At 74.4% G+C, this 15722-nt stretch carries 15 protein-coding genes; 8 read left to right on the top strand and 7 right to left on the bottom strand.

From position 1 onward, the window contains the following. Nucleotides 1-128 precede the first annotated feature (128 nt). Complete coding sequence (locus tag SVTN_RS02345) at nt 129-1406, top strand: FUSC family protein (RefSeq protein WP_078908152.1); 1278 nt, start codon at nt 129-131, stop codon at nt 1404-1406. Here SVTN_RS02345 and SVTN_RS02350 read toward each other — a convergent pair. The 6 genes from SVTN_RS02350 to SVTN_RS02375 all read right to left on the bottom strand — a co-directional run bounded on the left by SVTN_RS02350 (nt 1369) and on the right by SVTN_RS02375 (nt 7630). After that, nucleotides 1369-2568: an alpha-hydroxy-acid oxidizing protein gene (locus SVTN_RS02350; RefSeq protein WP_052498869.1), complete on the bottom strand. Its 1200-nt coding sequence runs from the start codon at nt 2566-2568 to the stop codon at nt 1369-1371. The two genes, SVTN_RS02345 and SVTN_RS02350, sit on opposite strands and share 38 nt — an antisense overlap. Before the next feature lie 162 nt (nt 2569-2730). After that, a complete protein-coding gene (locus SVTN_RS02355) occupies nt 2731-3879 on the bottom strand; it encodes a PucR family transcriptional regulator (RefSeq protein WP_041127577.1) in 1149 nt (382 codons plus the stop codon). A gap of 6 nt (nt 3880-3885) precedes the next feature. Then, entirely contained in the window at nt 3886-4428 is a 543-nt protein-coding gene (locus tag SVTN_RS02360) for a GNAT family N-acetyltransferase (RefSeq protein WP_041127578.1), read from the bottom strand. A 174-nt stretch (nt 4429-4602) separates the two neighbouring features. Next, nucleotides 4603-5823, bottom strand: coding sequence for an RNA-guided endonuclease InsQ/TnpB family protein (locus SVTN_RS02365; protein WP_041127579.1), 1221 nt, complete (start codon nt 5821-5823; stop codon nt 4603-4605). A 397-nt stretch (nt 5824-6220) separates the two neighbouring features. Beyond that, nucleotides 6221-6988 (bottom strand): NPP1 family protein, encoded by a 768-nt coding sequence (locus tag SVTN_RS02370; RefSeq protein WP_041127580.1) that lies wholly within the window; start codon nt 6986-6988, stop codon nt 6221-6223. Between the two features lie 75 nt (nt 6989-7063). Next, entirely contained in the window at nt 7064-7630 is a 567-nt protein-coding gene (locus SVTN_RS02375) for a TetR/AcrR family transcriptional regulator (RefSeq protein WP_041127581.1), read from the bottom strand. A gap of 79 nt (nt 7631-7709) precedes the next feature. Between SVTN_RS02375 and SVTN_RS02380 the strand changes: the two genes are divergently transcribed. The 7 genes from SVTN_RS02380 to SVTN_RS02410 all read left to right on the top strand — a co-directional run bounded on the left by SVTN_RS02380 (nt 7710) and on the right by SVTN_RS02410 (nt 15239). Next, nucleotides 7710-8918, top strand: coding sequence for an FAD-dependent monooxygenase (locus tag SVTN_RS02380; protein WP_041127582.1), 1209 nt, complete (start codon nt 7710-7712; stop codon nt 8916-8918). Between the two features lie 200 nt (nt 8919-9118). After that, the gene (locus tag SVTN_RS02385; protein ID WP_052499602.1) at nt 9119-10624 is read left to right on the top strand and encodes an ABC transporter substrate-binding protein; all 1506 of its coding nucleotides are present in this window, start codon (nt 9119-9121) and stop codon (nt 10622-10624) included. Next, the gene (locus tag SVTN_RS02390) at nt 10621-12384 is read left to right on the top strand and encodes an ABC transporter permease subunit (RefSeq protein ID WP_052498871.1); all 1764 of its coding nucleotides are present in this window, start codon (nt 10621-10623) and stop codon (nt 12382-12384) included. Before SVTN_RS02385 ends, SVTN_RS02390 begins: the two co-directional genes overlap by 4 nt. Next, nucleotides 12365-13303 (top strand): ABC transporter ATP-binding protein, encoded by a 939-nt coding sequence (locus SVTN_RS02395; protein ID WP_041127583.1) that lies wholly within the window; start codon nt 12365-12367, stop codon nt 13301-13303. Before SVTN_RS02390 ends, SVTN_RS02395 begins: the two co-directional genes overlap by 20 nt. Next, nucleotides 13300-13995, top strand: coding sequence for an ABC transporter ATP-binding protein (locus tag SVTN_RS02400; protein WP_041127584.1), 696 nt, complete (start codon nt 13300-13302; stop codon nt 13993-13995). Before SVTN_RS02395 ends, SVTN_RS02400 begins: the two co-directional genes overlap by 4 nt. A 9-nt stretch (nt 13996-14004) precedes the next feature. Then, a complete protein-coding gene (locus tag SVTN_RS02405) occupies nt 14005-14403 on the top strand; it encodes a nuclear transport factor 2 family protein (RefSeq protein ID WP_041127585.1) in 399 nt (132 codons plus the stop codon). 146 nt (nt 14404-14549) lie between these two features. Beyond that, entirely contained in the window at nt 14550-15239 is a 690-nt protein-coding gene (locus SVTN_RS02410; RefSeq protein ID WP_041127586.1) for a lysophospholipid acyltransferase family protein, read from the top strand. A gap of 1 nt (nt 15240) precedes the next feature. Here the strand turns inward: SVTN_RS02410 and SVTN_RS02415 are convergent, their stop codons facing one another. After that, the gene (locus tag SVTN_RS02415) at nt 15241-15657 is read right to left on the bottom strand and encodes a DUF4345 domain-containing protein (protein WP_041133462.1); all 417 of its coding nucleotides are present in this window, start codon (nt 15655-15657) and stop codon (nt 15241-15243) included. Nucleotides 15658-15722: the final 65 nt, after the last annotated feature.

The raw sequence follows: 15722 nt of genomic DNA on the forward strand, positions 1-15722 counted from the left end.
ATCGCGATTCGATGGAGTCGGGGCGGGCAGGCGTCCACAGTCCCCGCCCGGCGGAGAACGGTCCCCCGCCCGGCGGAGAACGGTCCCGGCGGAGGACCGGCCCCCGACCATCGGAGGAGGAGTACGCCATGCCGCACCGCTCCGTCCTGCACGCCCTTCCGCGCCCGTGGCGCCGATGGAGGTGGTGGCGGCGATGGGGGCGGGACCCGGTGGTGGTGCAGACCCTGCGTTCCACCGCCGCGGCGACGCTCTCGTACGTCGTCGCCCTCCGGCTGAGTTCCGAGCCGGCGCCGCTGACCGCACCGCTCACCGCACTGCTCGTCGTCCAGGTGACGCTGTACTCGACGCTCACGACGAGCCTCCGGCGGGTGAACTCCGTCGTCGTGGGCGTGCTCATCGCCATCGCGTTCAGCGCGCTCGTCGGACTCAGCTGGTGGAGCCTCGCCCTGGTCATCCTGGCGTCGCTCGTCGTGGGCCGGTTCGTCCGGGTGGAGGAGTTCGTCCCCGAGGTGGCCATCAGCGCGATGCTGGTCCTCGGTGTCACACAGGTCGCCGACACCGCGTGGGACCGCGTCCTGGAGACGCTGATCGGCGCGGTCGTGGGACTGCTCTTCAACGTCGTGCTCGTCCCGCCGGTCTGGGTGGACACCGCCGGGGACTCGATCGGGGACCTGGCCCGGCGGATGCGCCGGCTGCTCCTGGACATCGGCGAGGAACTCGCCGACCCGGACGCCCCGCACGAACCGGCCCCGCTGCCGGACGCGGCCTCCTCCCCCGCTCCCGTGGAGCGGGCCGCGGCGCGGCTGCACGAGGCGCGGCGCCTCGACAACGACGTCGCCGACGTCGACGCGGCCCTGCGGCAGGCGGAGGACAGCCTCCGGCTGAACCCGCGGGTCAAGGAGGGGCTGCTGCACCGGATCGTGCTGCGCACCGGCCTCGACACCCTGGAGATCTGCGCGGTCGTGCTGCGCGTCCTGGCCCGTTCCCTGACGGACCTCGCGAGGAAACGGCACGGGGCCGCGCTCGTACGCCCCGGGACGGGCCTCGCCCTGCGGGAGACGCTGCGGCACCTCGCGGACACCCTCGTGAGCTTCGCCGACCTCGTCACCTCGCATTCGAGCGCCGGAGCGGAGACGGCGGAGACCCGTCTCGGCGAGGAGCTCGCGGCGGCCCGCACCGCCCGCGACCGGGCCGCCGTGCTCCTCCGGGAGGAGGCGGCGCACGATCCGGAGCGCTGGCAGTTCTACGGCGCGCTGCTCGCCGAGATCGACCGGGTCCTCGACGAACTCGACCCGGACCATCGCGGTCGCCGCCTCATGGAGGAACTGGACCGCCACACGCGCGCGCGTGAGGAACGGCGCCGCCGCGTCACCTCCCTCGCGGGCCGGGCGCGCCGTACGCCGTGACGGGCCGCAGGGCGCCCTCCGCGCGGAGCGCGTCCAGGGTCGGGTAGCCGTCGACGGCCAGGATGAGGTCGGTCTCGGCGAGGAGGGAGCGGAGGACGTGGACGATGCCGTCCTCGCCGCCGAGGGCGAGGCCGTACGCGTACGGGCGGCCGACGCCGACCGCCGTGGCGCCGAGGGCGAGGGCCTTCACGACGTCGGCGCCGGTGCGGACGCCGGAGTCGAAGAGCACCGGCAGTCCCTCGGCCGCGGCGACCACCCCGGGGAGGGCGTCGAGGGCGGGCAGGCCGCCGTTGGCCTGGCGTCCGCCGTGGTTGGAGCAGTAGATGCCGTCGACGCCGCCGTCCCTGGCGCGGCGGACGTCCTCGGGGTGGCAGATGCCCTTGAGGAGGATCGGCAGGTCGGTGAGGGAGCGCAGCCAGGCGAGGTCGTCCCAGACGAGCGGCTTGCCGAAGATCCCCGCCCACTCCGCGACGGCGGCGCGCGGGTCCTCCTCGGGGGCCTTGGCGAGCCGCGCCCGGAAGACCGGGTCGGAGGTGTAGTTGGCCAGGCAGTGTCCGCGCAGCTGCGGAAAGTTGCCGGTGGCGAGGTCGCGGGGGCGCCAGCCGGTGACCCAGGTGTCGAGGGTGACGACGATGCCCCGGAAGCCGGCCGCCTCGGCCCGGTGCACCAGGCTCTCCGCGAGGGCGCGGTCGGTGGGGGTGTAGAGCTGGAAGAAACCGGGGGTGTCCCCGTACGCGGCGGCGACCCGTTCCATGGGGTCGACGGTGAGCGTGGAGGCGATCATCGGTACGCCGGTGCGGGCGGCGGCACGGGCCGTCGCGAGGTCGCCGTGCCCGTCCTGGGCACACGGTCCGATCACGCCGACGGGCGCCATGAACAGCGGGGACGGCAGCCCGATGCCGAAGAGGTCGACGGACAGGTCGCGTTCGGCGGCGCCGACCATCATGCGCGGGACGAGCCCCCACTGCCGGAAGGCCGTGACGTTGGCCTCCTGGGTGTGCTCGTCGCCCGCGCCGCCGGCCACGTACGACCAGAGCGAGGGCGGGAGCGCCGCCCGCGCCCGCGTCTCCAGTTCGTCGAAGGTCATCGGCAGGGCGGGCGTGACGCCGAAGAGCCCGTCGAGGTAGATCTCGTTCTGGTAGTCGCCGTACTTCTGGGGCATGGGGGGGCGTCGTTCCTTCCGGTCCCTCGTCGGGCGCTCGGCTCGCCCGCGGTGGTGCCCACCACCGTGCCCGTCACGCGCGCGCGTGACCATGGAGCGGTGCCCAACAGCGGGGCGCCGGTGTTTGTCGCCCCCGACAAGAACCGCGGTGGCGTACGGGGGTCAGCCGGCCGCTCCCCCGGCTCCGGCGGCCACCGCCTCCAGGTGGCGCAGTGCCCACCAGACCCGCATCGCGTCCTCGGACCGGCCGAGGTCGAGCCCGGTGACCCGCGCGAAGGTGCGCAGCCGGTACCGGAGCGTGTTCGGGTGGACGTACAGGGCGGCCGCCGCCGCTTCGGCGTTCGCGTCGGCCGCGAGGTAGGCGTCCACCGTACGGATCAGGGTCGCGCGGCGGCTTCCGCTCGTGTGCCCGAAGCAGCGGTCCACCAGCTGTTCACCGGTGTCCGGGAGGGCGAGTACGGCGGCGTGCAGCGGAAGTTCGCCGTCCGTCACCGGGCGGCGGAGTCCGAAGGCGGCGGCGAGTTCACCGGCCCGGCGGGCCTGCCGGTACGACTCGTGCGCGCGGGCCACGGGCAGGGCGCGGCCGAGGCCGACCGGGACGCGCAGGGAGGAGAGCCTGCCGGGCTCGACCAGCCCGACGACGTGCCCCGACGCGGGTTCGACGAGCAGCGCGGCCGCGTGCTCGCGCAGCATGTCCGCGAGCCCGGGGGCGGAGACGGCGTGGAAGGCGGGGTACTCCTTGCCCGGGTCGAGGCCGAGGAGCCGGGTGGCCGTCGGCAGCCACTCCGGCGGGAGTTCACCGCTCAGCAACTGCCGGAGCAGCAGCGCGCGTTGTTCCTCGCCGCCGCGCAACCGCTCCGTCTCGCGCTGCCGGTGGCCGTCGATCACCGCCGTCGACACGTGGTCGCAGCAGAGCCAGAAGTCCCGGGTCAGCGCGAGGGCGACGGCGAACTCGCCGTACGCACCGGCCGCCGCGTACAGGGCGTCGAAGGCGTGGCGGGAGGTGAGGCGGAAAGCCTCCAGGAGCGGTTCGAGGGGGACGCCCTGGTCGGCTCGGCGGGCGCCGAAGTCCGAGAACTCCACGCGCTCCCGGTCCGTGGGGGCACGGCCCTCCGCGAGTGCGGCGAGCGCCGTCTCCATGACGGCCAGGAGCTCCCGGACCGTCTCCTCCTCGTCCAGGACCCGGTATGCGGGCAGCTCGCCGACGGTGGCGGCGGCCGCGGCGGCCACCCGGTCGAGCCGCAGCCCGGCCAGGAGCTCGGTCCGCGCCTTCGAAGAGCTCGTCGCGGACTCCCCGGAGAAGCCGCTCATGTCCGTCTACCGCGTGGCCGGGGACCACACGCCGAACCACTGCTCGGCGCCGTACTCCTCGAACCGCTCCACCTCGGTGAACCCGAGCTTCGCCGCGAGGCGCATCGCGCGGTCGTTGGCGGTCTGGGTGGAGAGCACCACCGGCTCGCCGGGGTGCACGCCGGTGAACCAGTCGAGTGCCGCCGCGCACGCCTCGGCGGCGTACCCGCGTCCCCACGCCTGAGGCAGGAACATGTAGCCGAGCTCGGCCTCGCCGCCCTCCGGACGGACGCGCCCCTTGCGCTCCGCGTCGCGTCGATCGAGCGTGATCATGCCGATCATCGTCCCGTCGAGCTCGACCACGAAGAGGCGGGGGCGCCGCCCGGGCACCTCGGGCATCCCGCGCTCGATCTCATCGCGCGGTCGGGCGCCACCGACGTAGGTGCCCACCTCGGGCGAGGCGAACAGTTCGACGAAGGCGGCGCGGTCCCGGGCCTCGGACTCGCGCAGCACGAGCCGTTCGGTCTTCATCGGGGCGGGCGGCCAGGCGACGGTTCCGAGTTCGGTCATGGCGGGCAACCTACCTTGCTCACGGTGCCGGAGGAGGCGTTTCCCCGGGCGATGATCACGATCTCGTCCTCCGGATGCCAGTACCGGACGTGGGCCTTCGGCGGGTTGATGCGCAGGCCGCCGTCGGGGGCGGTCGTGGCACGGGTGTGGGAGCGTTGACTTCCGCTCCCCGGCCTAAAGGCCGGGGATTCCTACCACGGTCGGCCGACCGTCTCGGTGGGTTCCTGCTTCAACGCGCTGCGCCGGTACGCGTACCGGTCTTACCCGCGCTCCACAGGCCGACACCGCCAGTCCGGCGGCCTTGGCGACGTTGACCGCCGCGTTGATGTCCCGGTCCAGGACCGTCCCGCAGCCCCGGCACTCCCACACACGGACGTGCAGGGGCCTGGGACCGTCCTTGGTCCCGCACGCGCAGCACACCTGGCTGGTGGGCTCGAACCGTCCGATGCGGATGAAGGTCCGGCCATAGAGGGCGGCCTTGTACTCCAGCATCGCGACGAACGACGCCCAGCCCGCATCGTGGACCGACTTGGCCAGACGCGTGCGGGCGAGTCCCTTCACCGCCAGGTCCTCCACCGCCACCGCTTGGTTCTCGCGGATGACCTTCGTGGAGAGCTGATGGTGAAACTCACGCCGCGCGTCGGCCACCCGCGCGTGAGCGCGAGCGACCTTGATACGGGCCTTGTCCCGGTTGTTCGACCCCTTCGCCTTGCGGCTCAGGTTCCGCTGGGCCTTCTTGAGTTTCTTCTCCGCCCGGCGCAGGAAACGCGGGGCGTCGATCTTCGTACCGTCCGAGAGGATCGCGAAGTGGGTCAGGCCGAGATCGATACCGACCACGGCGTCCGTCCCGGGCAGCGTCTCATCCGGCGCGGTCTCCACCACGAACGAGGCGAAGTACCTGCCGGCGGCGTCCTTGACCACGGTCACCGTGGACGGAACCGAGGGCAGGGAGCGGGACCACTTGACCCGCACATCTCCGATCTTCGGGAAGGACAGGGCCCCACCGGCCGTGATCTTCCAGCGTGCGTTGGCGGTGAACCGTACGGCCTGCCGGTTGTCCTTGCGGGACTTAAACCGGGGCGTGCCCATACGCGGGCGCCTACCCCCGAGGCCGTCAAAGAAGTTCCGGTACGCGGTGTCAAGGTCCCGCAACGACTGTTGCAGCACCACGGCGGACACGTCGCCAAGCCAGGCGCGCTCGTCGGTCTTCTTCGCCTCGGTGATCAGCAGCTTCGACAGCTCCCCGGTCTTGGGGAATGCCTCACCCGCGGCGCGGGCGGTCTCACGAGCCCGCAGGGCGTCGTTGTAAACCACCCGCGCGCACCCGAACGCCTGAGCCAGCGCGGAGCGCTGAGGACCATTCGGGTATAGGCGGAAGCTGTACCTCAACTGCATACCGATCACCGTACCGCAGCGGATTCATGGCCGAATATCAGAACATTCGCACCAATCAACGCTGCGGCTTCGCCCTCCACACACACGCGGTTTCCGTGACGAAAGGCGTCAACTCCCGCAGGCTCCACATCGCTTCACCACCGCCCTAAAGGGCAGTGCACTGCGATGAGGACCGGTAACGAAAGCGTCCTCGGCGGAGTGCGTCCGCCGAGCGGACCGATCGTCGGCAGCCCGGGGTTCCTCGGTCCGGCCGGGAGCGGACCCCTGTGCAGCGCCCCGCTACCCGGGAACGACCTTTTTGTCTTCTTTTCGCACGTCAGCAGGGTGCCGCCCAGACCTCGGCGACGAGGCGGCATCGGGGCATATTCACCCCTTTGCGATCGCCCCTTCGCGATCGTCAGGCGTACGGGTCGAAGGGGATGCCGGCCGGCTTCGCCTTGGCGAGGTGGGCAGCGAAGTTCCCGTCCTTGAGGCCGAAGACCGCGCTGCCGAAGTCGGCCTGGCTGAGCTTCTCGCGAATGCCCGCGGGGTAGCCGTTCCAGCCGACGAGGCCGGGGAACTGCCAGGTGTGCTGGTGGTTCTCGGGCGGTTCGTCGTTGGAGTTCGCCGGGCGGAAGCAGTGGGTGCCGATGCCGTCCTTGTGGTAGACGACCTTCGGGTGGGTGCCGTCCCAGCGGATCCGGTCGCGGCCGTAGACGTTGAAGTTCCCGTGGGCGGAGGTGGAGACGTACTGGGCCTGGTCGTTCTGCACCCAGACCACGACGTGTTCCCAGTCGTGGCGGTGTCCGCCGAGGCTGCTGCCGATGACCGCCTGGTCCTTCTCGAAGTAGAGGCCGTAGATGATCGCGCACCAGCCGTTGTTGCACTTCGCGCGCGCGTACCCGTTGGTGTTGGTGAGGTCCGAGGCGTCGTGGCACTGGCCGTTGAGGGCGCCGGACGGGTTGAGGCCGCCGTTGAGCGTCCCGTCGGGGCCGATCGCGGGGGTGGGGTAGCAGCCGTCCGTGTCGTAGTCGTACGCCGGCTGGAAGGTCTGCTCCAGGCCGTCGGCGTTGGCGGGCAGGGCGGTGGGCGGCGCGGCGAGCGCGCTGCCCGGCAGGGCGATGATCAGTGCGAGGGCGCCGGCGAGGGCGAGCACGCCCCTGGTGGCGTGCGCCTGTGTCTTCACGGTGTCCCCCCGGGTCGGTTGGCATGGACCGACCGCATCTTGACATGCCCACTCCATACGCGCGAGAGCGCGCGCTCATCGCAGCGCGGTCTCCACCAGCCGGCGGATCTCCTCGGCGGGTACGGCTCCGCCGTTGACGAGGCGGTCGAAGACCAGGCCGTCCACGCAGGTGAGCAGGGTGACCGTGCGCGCGCGGGCGTCCGCGAGACCCCGGGCGGCGAGGAAGTCCTCGACGGACCGCCGGGCCGCGTTGTCGCGCGGCACCAGGATCTCCCGCAGCTCGGGGTGGTGCACGCTCTCCAGGGCGCACCCGTAGCGCGCGAGGGAGCGGCGGCGGCCTTCGCCGGTGAGCCGGAGCGCGGTGAACGCGGTGAGCCCGGCGACGAGTTCCTCGGCGTCGCGCGGGGCGCCGGCCCGCTGCCCGGCCTCCTCGATCTCGGCCTGGTCGCGCTCGACGAGGCGGAGCACCAGCGCGGTCAGGAGCGACTGGCGGGTGCGGTGGTACGCGGACGTGGTACCGGGCGGCAGGCCGGCGGCCCGGTCGACCGCGCGGTGGGTGAGCCCGCGCATGCCCTGCTCGGCGAGCACGTCGATGGCGGTGTCGGCGAGGAGGGCACGTCGGGCGGCGGCGGAGGCGGGCATCCCCCCTTTCTACACCTGTAGAGGGGAGGAGTACGGTTCTTCTACAGCTGTAGAAGAACCGTACAGAGGGGTGCCTGACATGGGCGGCGGGAACGCGGTGGTGGTCGGTGGCGGGATCGGTGGCCTGGCGGCGGCGATCGGTCTGCGGCGGGTCGGCTGGGAGGTGACCGTCCTCGAACGCTCCGCCGCCCTCGGCGACGCCGGCGCGGGCATCTCCCTCCACGCCAACGGCATCCGCGCCCTGGACGCCCTGGGCGTCGGTGAGGCGGTACGCGAGGCGGCCCGGCCCCAGTACACCGGTGGCACCCGCGTCCCGGGCGGCGGCTGGCTGGCCCGGATGGACGGGGCCGCCCTGGAGCGGGCGCTCGGCACTCCGATCGTCGGGATCCCGCGCGCCGCCCTGCACCGGTCGCTGCGCGCGGCGCTGCCCGCCGACCGCCTGCTCGTCGGGGCGGAGGTGACGTCCCTGGACCTGACCGTCCCGGACCGGGTGGGGGTGGTCACCGGGGAGGGGGTACGGGAGGCGGATCTGGTGGTGGCCGCCGACGGCGTGAACAGCGCGCTCCGGGCGCTGCTGTTCCCCGGCCACCCGGGTCCGGCGTACAGCGGGTCCACCGTCCTCCGCGCCATCACCGACTCCCCGGTGCCGCTGGCGTCCGACTTCGAGCTGACCTGGGGGCGGGGCGCCGAGTTCGGGCACATCGCCTTCGCCGACGGGCGGGCCGAGTGGCACGCCGTGCTCAACTCCCCGCCGGCCGTGCGCCATCCGGACCCTCTGGCCGTACTGCGCCGCCGGTTCCGGGACTGGCACGAGCCGATCCCGGCCCTCCTCGCGGCGACCCGCCCCGAGGCCGTGCTGCACCACGACATCCACGAACTGGCCACCCCCCTGCCGTCCTTCGTCGCCGGCCGGGCCGTCCTGCTCGGCGACGCGGCCCACGCCATGACGCCGAACCTCGGCCAGGGCGCCTGCCAGGCCCTCGAGGACGCGGTGTCACTGGCCGCCGCGCTCGCCGGCGCGTCCGGCGAGGGCGGATGCGCCGACGCGTCCGGCATCGGGTCGGCGCTCGCCCGGTACGACGCCGAGCGGCGACCGCGCAGTCAGGCCGTCGCCCGCGCCGCCCGCCAGGCCGGCCGGATGGGCCAGCAGCTCTCGCATCCCGTCGCCGTCTCCGTACGCAACACGGCCCTGCGGGCGGCGCCGGACCGCGCGACCCTGCGCGCCATCCTGCGGCACGCCGACTGGACACCGCCGCGCCTGCCCCTCCCGCTTCCGCGAAACCTTTAGACGATACGTATCGCCTGGCTCAGGGTGGTCGCCATGACCACCGCGTCGACTACGCCGTTCCCGCGCCCTTCGCCGAGAAGGTCCGAGAAGGTCGCGGAGACCGGCGCGAGAGCCGGGGACTCTCCAAATGAAAACGATTGTCATGATGCTAGGGTCAGGGCGTCCCGCACACCGCTCCCCCGAGGACCCCTGTGTTTCGCCTGCCCCCGCACCTCCCCCGCCGCTCCCGGCGCGGCCCCCTGTCCGTCGTCGCCGTGGTCGCCACGACCGCCCTGCTCGGCGGGTGCTTCGCCGGAAGCGGGACGGGAGGTGAGGGCGCGAGCGGCCGCATACGGGTCGCGATGATGCAGCCGCCCCGGTCCGGGCTGTCCCCCCTGTCCGACGACGCCTTCAAGCTGTCGCGCTGGTCCACCGCCGAGACCCTGGTCCGGCTCGACCGCGACGGGAACGCGACCCCGTCACTGGCCACCGAGTGGCGGCGGTCCGGGCGCAGTTGGACGTTCACGCTGCGCGAGGGGGTCACCTTCCACGACGGGACGCCCCTGACCGCCGAGGCCGTCGTCCGCTCCCTCACCGCCGCCGTACGGGCCTCGCCGAAGCCCCGCATCCTCGACGGGGTCGACCTCACCGTCCGCGCGGCAGGACCGCGTGCGGTCACCGTCACCACGGGCGCCGCCGACCCCCTCGTACCGCAGCGGCTCAGCTCGCCGCAGCTCGCGATCCTCGCCGCCAAGGCGTACGCGGGACGGACGGTGAACCCGGTCGGGGCCGGGACGGGACCGTTCGTCCTCGTCCGGGCCGACGGGACCTCGTCGGCGACCCTCGACCGGTACGAGCGGTACTGGGGCGGGCGCGCCAAGGCCACCGGCATCGACGTCCGGTACGTCCCCGACGGCACCGCCCGGGCCGCCGCCCTGCGCACCGGCGAGGCCGACATCGTCGAGGCCGTCCCCGTCGCGCAGGCCCGACTCCTCGACCAGGAGCTCCTCACCGAGGTGCCGATGCCCCGCACCAACACCCTCTACCTCAACACCCGGCGCGGCCCGTTCAGGGACGCGGGCCTGCGGGCCGCCGCCCGGGCCGCCGTCGACGCGCGCGGTCTCGTCGCCGGGGTGTACGAGGGCCGGGCCGACCTCGCCACCGGGCTCCTCGGCCCCGCCCTGCCATGGGCGGCGCCGCTGCGCGCACCGGTACGGCGCGCCCCCGCCGCCGACCCGAAGGGCGCGGCGATCACCGTCGGCACGTTCACCGACCGGGCCGAGCTGCCCGAGGTCGCCCAGCTGCTGCAACGGCAGCTGGAGAAGGCCGGGTTCAGGGTGCGGCTCGACGTGCGGGAGTACGCCGCCGTCGAAGCGGACGCGCTGGCCGGGAAGTTCGACGCCTTCGTCCTGTCGCGGGCCACCGTCCTGGACTCCGGCGACCCCGCCGCCTACCTGTACAGCGACTTCGCGAGCGACGGCTCCTTCCACCTCTCCCAGCTCGCCGACCCGGGAGTCGACCGGGCGCTCGCCACCGCGTCGGCGGCCCCCGTCGGCGAGGCCCGCCGGCGGGCGATCGTCGCGGCGGAGGCCGCCGTGCTCGCCACCGACGCGGCCGTGCCGATGCTGCACGAGCGCGTCGTCCAGGGCGACGCCGCCGGTGTCGTGGGCGCCGCGCACGACCCCCGCGAACGCGAACTCGTCACCGTCGACACGTACGTACGGTGAAGGGCGTCCGTACGGTGAAGGCCGTCGCCGTCAGGGCAGGAGCGCTGCTCGGCGTCCTGGCCCTGGTCGGACTGCTGCCCCTGCTCTCCGGCGAGGACCCCGCGCTGCGGGTGCTGCGCGCCCGGTCGGCCGAGCAGGAGCCCACCGCCGAGGCCCTGGCCGCGATCCGCGCCGACCTCGGGCTCGGCTCCGGGCCGTGGGCGCTGCTCGGCGACTGGGCCGGCGGGCTGCCGCGCGGTGACCTCGGGACCTCCTGGGTGTCGGGGGCCGAGGTGCTGCCGTCGGTCACGGCGGGGCTCGGCGTGTCGCTGACCCTGATGGGGGCGGCGCTGCTCGTCGCGCTCGCCGTCGGCGCGCTGTTCGCCGCCCCGGTGCTGCTGCGTGGGCGGGCCACGGGTGGCGCGCCGGCGGCGATGCTGACCTCGGTGCCGGAGTTCCTGCTGGCCCTGGCCCTGCTGATCGTCCTCGGGGTGTGGCTGGGGTGGCTGCCCACCTCGGGCTGGGCGAGCCCGGCCCATGTGATGCTGCCCGCGCTCGCCCTGGGCCTCCCCGCGGGCGCGCTGCTCGGCCGGCTCGTCGCCGACGCGCTCCCCGCCGTCCTGGCGGAGCGCTGGGTCGAACTGTGGCGCGGGGCCGGCACCGGCACGGTCCGGATCCGGGCGGCCGCGCTCCGGCGGACGCTGCCCGCGCTCGCCGGGCAGTTCGGCATGGTGGTCGTCGGGCTGACCGGCGGGGCCGTCGCCGTGGAGACCGTCTTCGCCGTGCCGGGCATCGGGCGTACGGCGCTCGGCGCGGCCCGGTCGCAGGACCTGCCGCTGCTCCAGGGCTGTGTCCTCGTGCTCCTCGGACTCGGCCTGCTCGCGGGCGGATCGGCGTCACTGGTACGGCGCGCGCTGCTCGGGCCCGCCCTCCGGGAGGCGGGCCTGAGCCTGCCGCCGCCCCGGCCCCGGCGGATCCCCGTCGCCGTGCCGGTCGCGCTCGCCGCCGTGCTCTCCGGGGTGATCGGCTGGGGGCTGCTGCGCGATCCGTACGCCGTCGACCTCGGCGCGCGCCTCGCCGGGCCGTCTGCCGAACGGCCGCTGGGCGCGGACGCGTTGGGGCGCGACGTGCTGGCCCGCCTCGGACACGGCGCGGCGGCGACGGTCGGCACGGCCGGCGCCGTGACCCTCGCGGCCCTTCTGGTCGCGCTCGTGCTCGGACTCCTCCCGGGGCCCGCGGCGGCGTTCGCGGACGTCGCCAACGCGCTGCCTCCGGTCGTCCTCGGGCTCCTGGTGGCCGCCGTGACCGGGCCCGGCGCGGGAGCGGCGGCGCTCGCCGTGACGCTCGGCGCCTGGCCGCCGCTCGCCTCCCACACGGCGGCGCTCGTCCAGGAGGTGCGGGCCTCCGGGTTCCTCGTCGCACAGCGGGCGCTCGGCGCGGGGCCGTGGTGGGTGTGGACCCGGCACGTCCTGCCGTCGGTGGCCGGTCCGGTCACCCGGCACGCGGTGCTGCGGCTGCCCGGGGTGGCCCTGGCGCTCGCCTCGCTCGGCTTCCTGGGGCTCGGCGCACAGCCGCCGTCGCCCGAGTGGGGGCTGCTCCTGGACGAGTCGGCCGACTACGCCGAGCGGGCGCCGGTGGCCGCGCTCGCCCCGGCCGTGGCCCTCGCCCTGCTCGCCGCGCTCGCCGTCTCCCTGTCGCAGGGCTTCCCGGGGCTCCGGGCCGCCCGCACCCGTACACGTACCGCGCGAAAGGTCTCGTCCGTTGCCGCTCCCTCCGTCTGAACCCCTGCTCGCCGTCGAGGGACTGCGCGTGTCCTTCGCGGGCGCCGAGGCCGTACGCGGGGTCTCCTTCGACGTCCACCCGGGCGAGGTCCTGGCGCTGGTCGGCGAGTCCGGCGCGGGCAAGTCCCTGACGGGCCGGGCGCTCCTCGGCCTCGCGCCGCGCGGGGCCGCCGTCTCCGGCCGCGTGCTGCTGCGCGGCGCCCCGGTCACTTCGGCCGACCTGGGGCGGCGGCTCGCGTGGATCCCGCAGGACGCGACGGCGTCCCTCTCCCCCGTCCACCGGGTCGACGCCCAACTGGCCTTCGCGGCACGGACTTCGACGGGGAGGCGGCGCGGCGCGGCCCTGGCGGTCGCGCGGCGGGCCCTCGCGGAGGTCGGCCTGGCCGGCGCGGTGGCGTCCGCGTATCCACATGCCCTGTCGGGCGGGATGCGGCAGCGTGCGGTGATCGCGATGGCGCTGGTCAACGGGCCGGACCTGGTGGTGGCCGACGAGCCGACGACCGCGCTCGACGCCGAGCGGCGGGATCAGGTCCTCGCGCTGCTGCGGGAGCGCTGCGCGGCGGCCGGGGCGGCGCTGCTGCTCGTGAGCCACGACCTGGAGTCCGTACGCCGGCACGCCGACCGGGTCGCCGTGATGTACGCGGGAAGGATCGTCGAACTCGGTGCGGCCGAGGTGGTCTGGGGGCGCCCGGCCGCCCCGTACACCCGGGGCCTGCTCGCCTCCCTGCCGACGGCCGGGTTGCCGCACCGCTCGCGGCTCCCCTCGTTCGAGGGTGTTCCGCGGCTGTCCGCCGTGGGGTGCGCCTTCGCCCCTCGGTGTCCGCGGGCGGACGCCCTGTGCCGGGGCGAGGATCCCGAGCCGAGGGCGTACGGGGACCGGCTGGTCGCCTGCCATCACCCGAGGGAGGCGGCAGCGTGAACGCCCTGCTCGACGTACGGGACCTCGTCGTCCGGCGCGGGGCACGGACGGTCCTGGACGGGGTGTCGTTCACGGTGGCGGCCGGGGAGACCGTCGGCCTGGTGGGCCCGTCGGGGTGCGGCAAGTCGACGACGGCCGCGGCCGTGCTCGGACTGCTGCGGCCGGACGCCGGTACGGTCCGCTTCGCCGGGATCGAGCTGACAAAGCTGCGGGAGCGGGAACTCCGGCCGCTGCGACGCCGGTTCCAGCCGGTGTTCCAGGATCCGTACGGTTCGCTCTCCCCCCGGCGCCGGATCCGCGAGCAGCTCGCCGAGCCCCTGCGGCTGCACGGCCCGTGGTCGGCCACGGAAGGACCCGCGCGGATCGTCGAGCTCCTCGAACTCGTGGGCCTGGACCCGGCGCTCGGGGAGCGGCTGCCGCACGAGCTGTCCGGCGGCCAGTGCCAGCGGGTGGGCATCGCCCGGGCCCTGGCCGGCGGACCGGATCTCCTTGTGCTCGACGAGCCGACTTCGGCCCTCGACCCCACGGTACGGGCGGGTGTCCTCAATCTCCTGATGGACCTCCAGGACGACCTGGGCATCGGCATGTTGTTCATCTCCCACGACACGGCGACCGTGCGGCACCTCTGCCACCGCGTGCTCGGCCTGCGCGGAGGCCGGCTCACCGCCGAGGGGCGGTGGGACGGGGCGTAGGGTCGTGTCATGTCCAAGACCGAGATCGACCAGGTGACCGCCGAGTTCTACGGCGCGTTCGACAACCGGGGCGGCAAGGCCGCCGATGTGGACCGGATCCGGCGGCTCGTCCTGCCCCAGGGCGTCATCGTCTGCACCGCGCCCACGTTCACCGCGTACTCCGTGGAGGAGTTCATCGCCCCGCGCGAGCGGCTGCTCTCCGACGGGCGGCTCGTCGAGTTCTCCGAGTGGGAGACCTCCGAGGAGACGCGGATCGAGGGCGACGTCGCCTCGCGGTTCGGCACCTACCGCAAGTCCGGTGTCTTCGACGGGAAGCCGTACGAGGGCGAGGGCACCAAGACGATCCAGTTCGTCCGGACCCCGGAGGGCTGGCGGATCGCGGCCCTGTCCTGGTTCGACAACCCCTGACCGGGACGGCGGCCCGCCGTCCGACGGCTCACGACGGCGGGGTACGGAGTACGCACGGCGGTTGAGTACGGATGCTCATGTCCGGTCCTCGGGGTGACCGGACGATGGTTCCGTCACCGTTCCGCCTCGCATCCAGGGGGCCTCCCGTGCTCAGCCGCATCGCCGCCCATGTCGTCCCGTTCTTCGGGCGGCTGACCGTCACCTCGGACCCCGGGGCCCGTGTCGAGCCGGGCAGCATCCTCGTCGTGAACCACACGTCGCTCGCCGACCCGGCGCTCGTGCTCGCCGCGCTCCGCAGGCGCCTGGCCGTCGAACCGGTCCTCCTGGCCACTTCGGGGCTCTGGCGGGTCCCCGTCCTCGGCCGGGCGCTGACCCGTGAGGGCCACGTCCCCGTCCACCGCAACTCGGCGCACGCCGCGGCGGCCCTGGACCACGCGGCGGTGGCGCTCGCCTCGGGGCGGCACGTGATGCTGTACGCGGAGGGGCGCATCCCGCCGCGCCGGGACGCCGCCGAGAACCCGCCGGAGACGTTCCGCACCGGCCTCGCGCGGCTCGCGCGGGCGACGGGGGCGCCGGTCGTGCCGATCGGCCAGGCCGGGGCCCGGCGGATCACCTCGGGCGGGCGGGTGAAGCAGCTCGCCGGAGTGCTCACCGCGCCGGTCCGCAGGCCGTGCCTGCACGTCCACATCGGAACGCCGCTGCGGCTGCCCGACGGCGTGGCCGCCGCGACGGAGCTCGCGCACGGGGCCGTGACCGAGGCCTGGCGGACGGCGGCCGGGGCGCTCGGCGAACCGGCGGCCCTCGGCGGCGCGCCGCGTGAGGGACGGCAGGGCTGAATCAGGCGGAACCGCCCCGCGCCCGCGCCTCCGCCTTTGCGTCCGCGTCCGCGTTCGCCAGCCAGAACAGCAGCGGGGACAGGGCGAGTTCGAGGGCGGCGAGCGCCAGCTGGAACCCGTGCGGCCGCCCTTCGACGGCGAGGGAGAGGAGCCGCCCGAGCGCGCCCAGCAGGAACACGGCGGTGAGCCCCCGCACGGCCGCGGCGGGGATCGGCGACTGTCGCGCCGCCCAGAGCCAGGCGAGACCGTAGCCGGCGAAGATCGCGCCGAAGAACCGGCCCAGGCTGTCGACCGTCGGGCCGGCCGACGCGGCTCCCGGGATCGCGGCGTTGCCGAGCAGGACGTGGAACAGTCCGATGGCCACGCAGGCGTACCCCATGGCCAGGGCGAGCCCCCGCAGTGCCTTGGCTCTGGTCATGTCCGCGGCCCCCATCCAGTAGACGCGCATCTAGTAGTGGTGCACCGCCAGCGTACGACCGCTTA

Source organism: Streptomyces vietnamensis (assembly GCF_000830005.1).
In the GTDB taxonomy this organism is placed as follows: Bacteria; Actinomycetota; Actinomycetes; order Streptomycetales; family Streptomycetaceae; genus Streptomyces; species Streptomyces vietnamensis.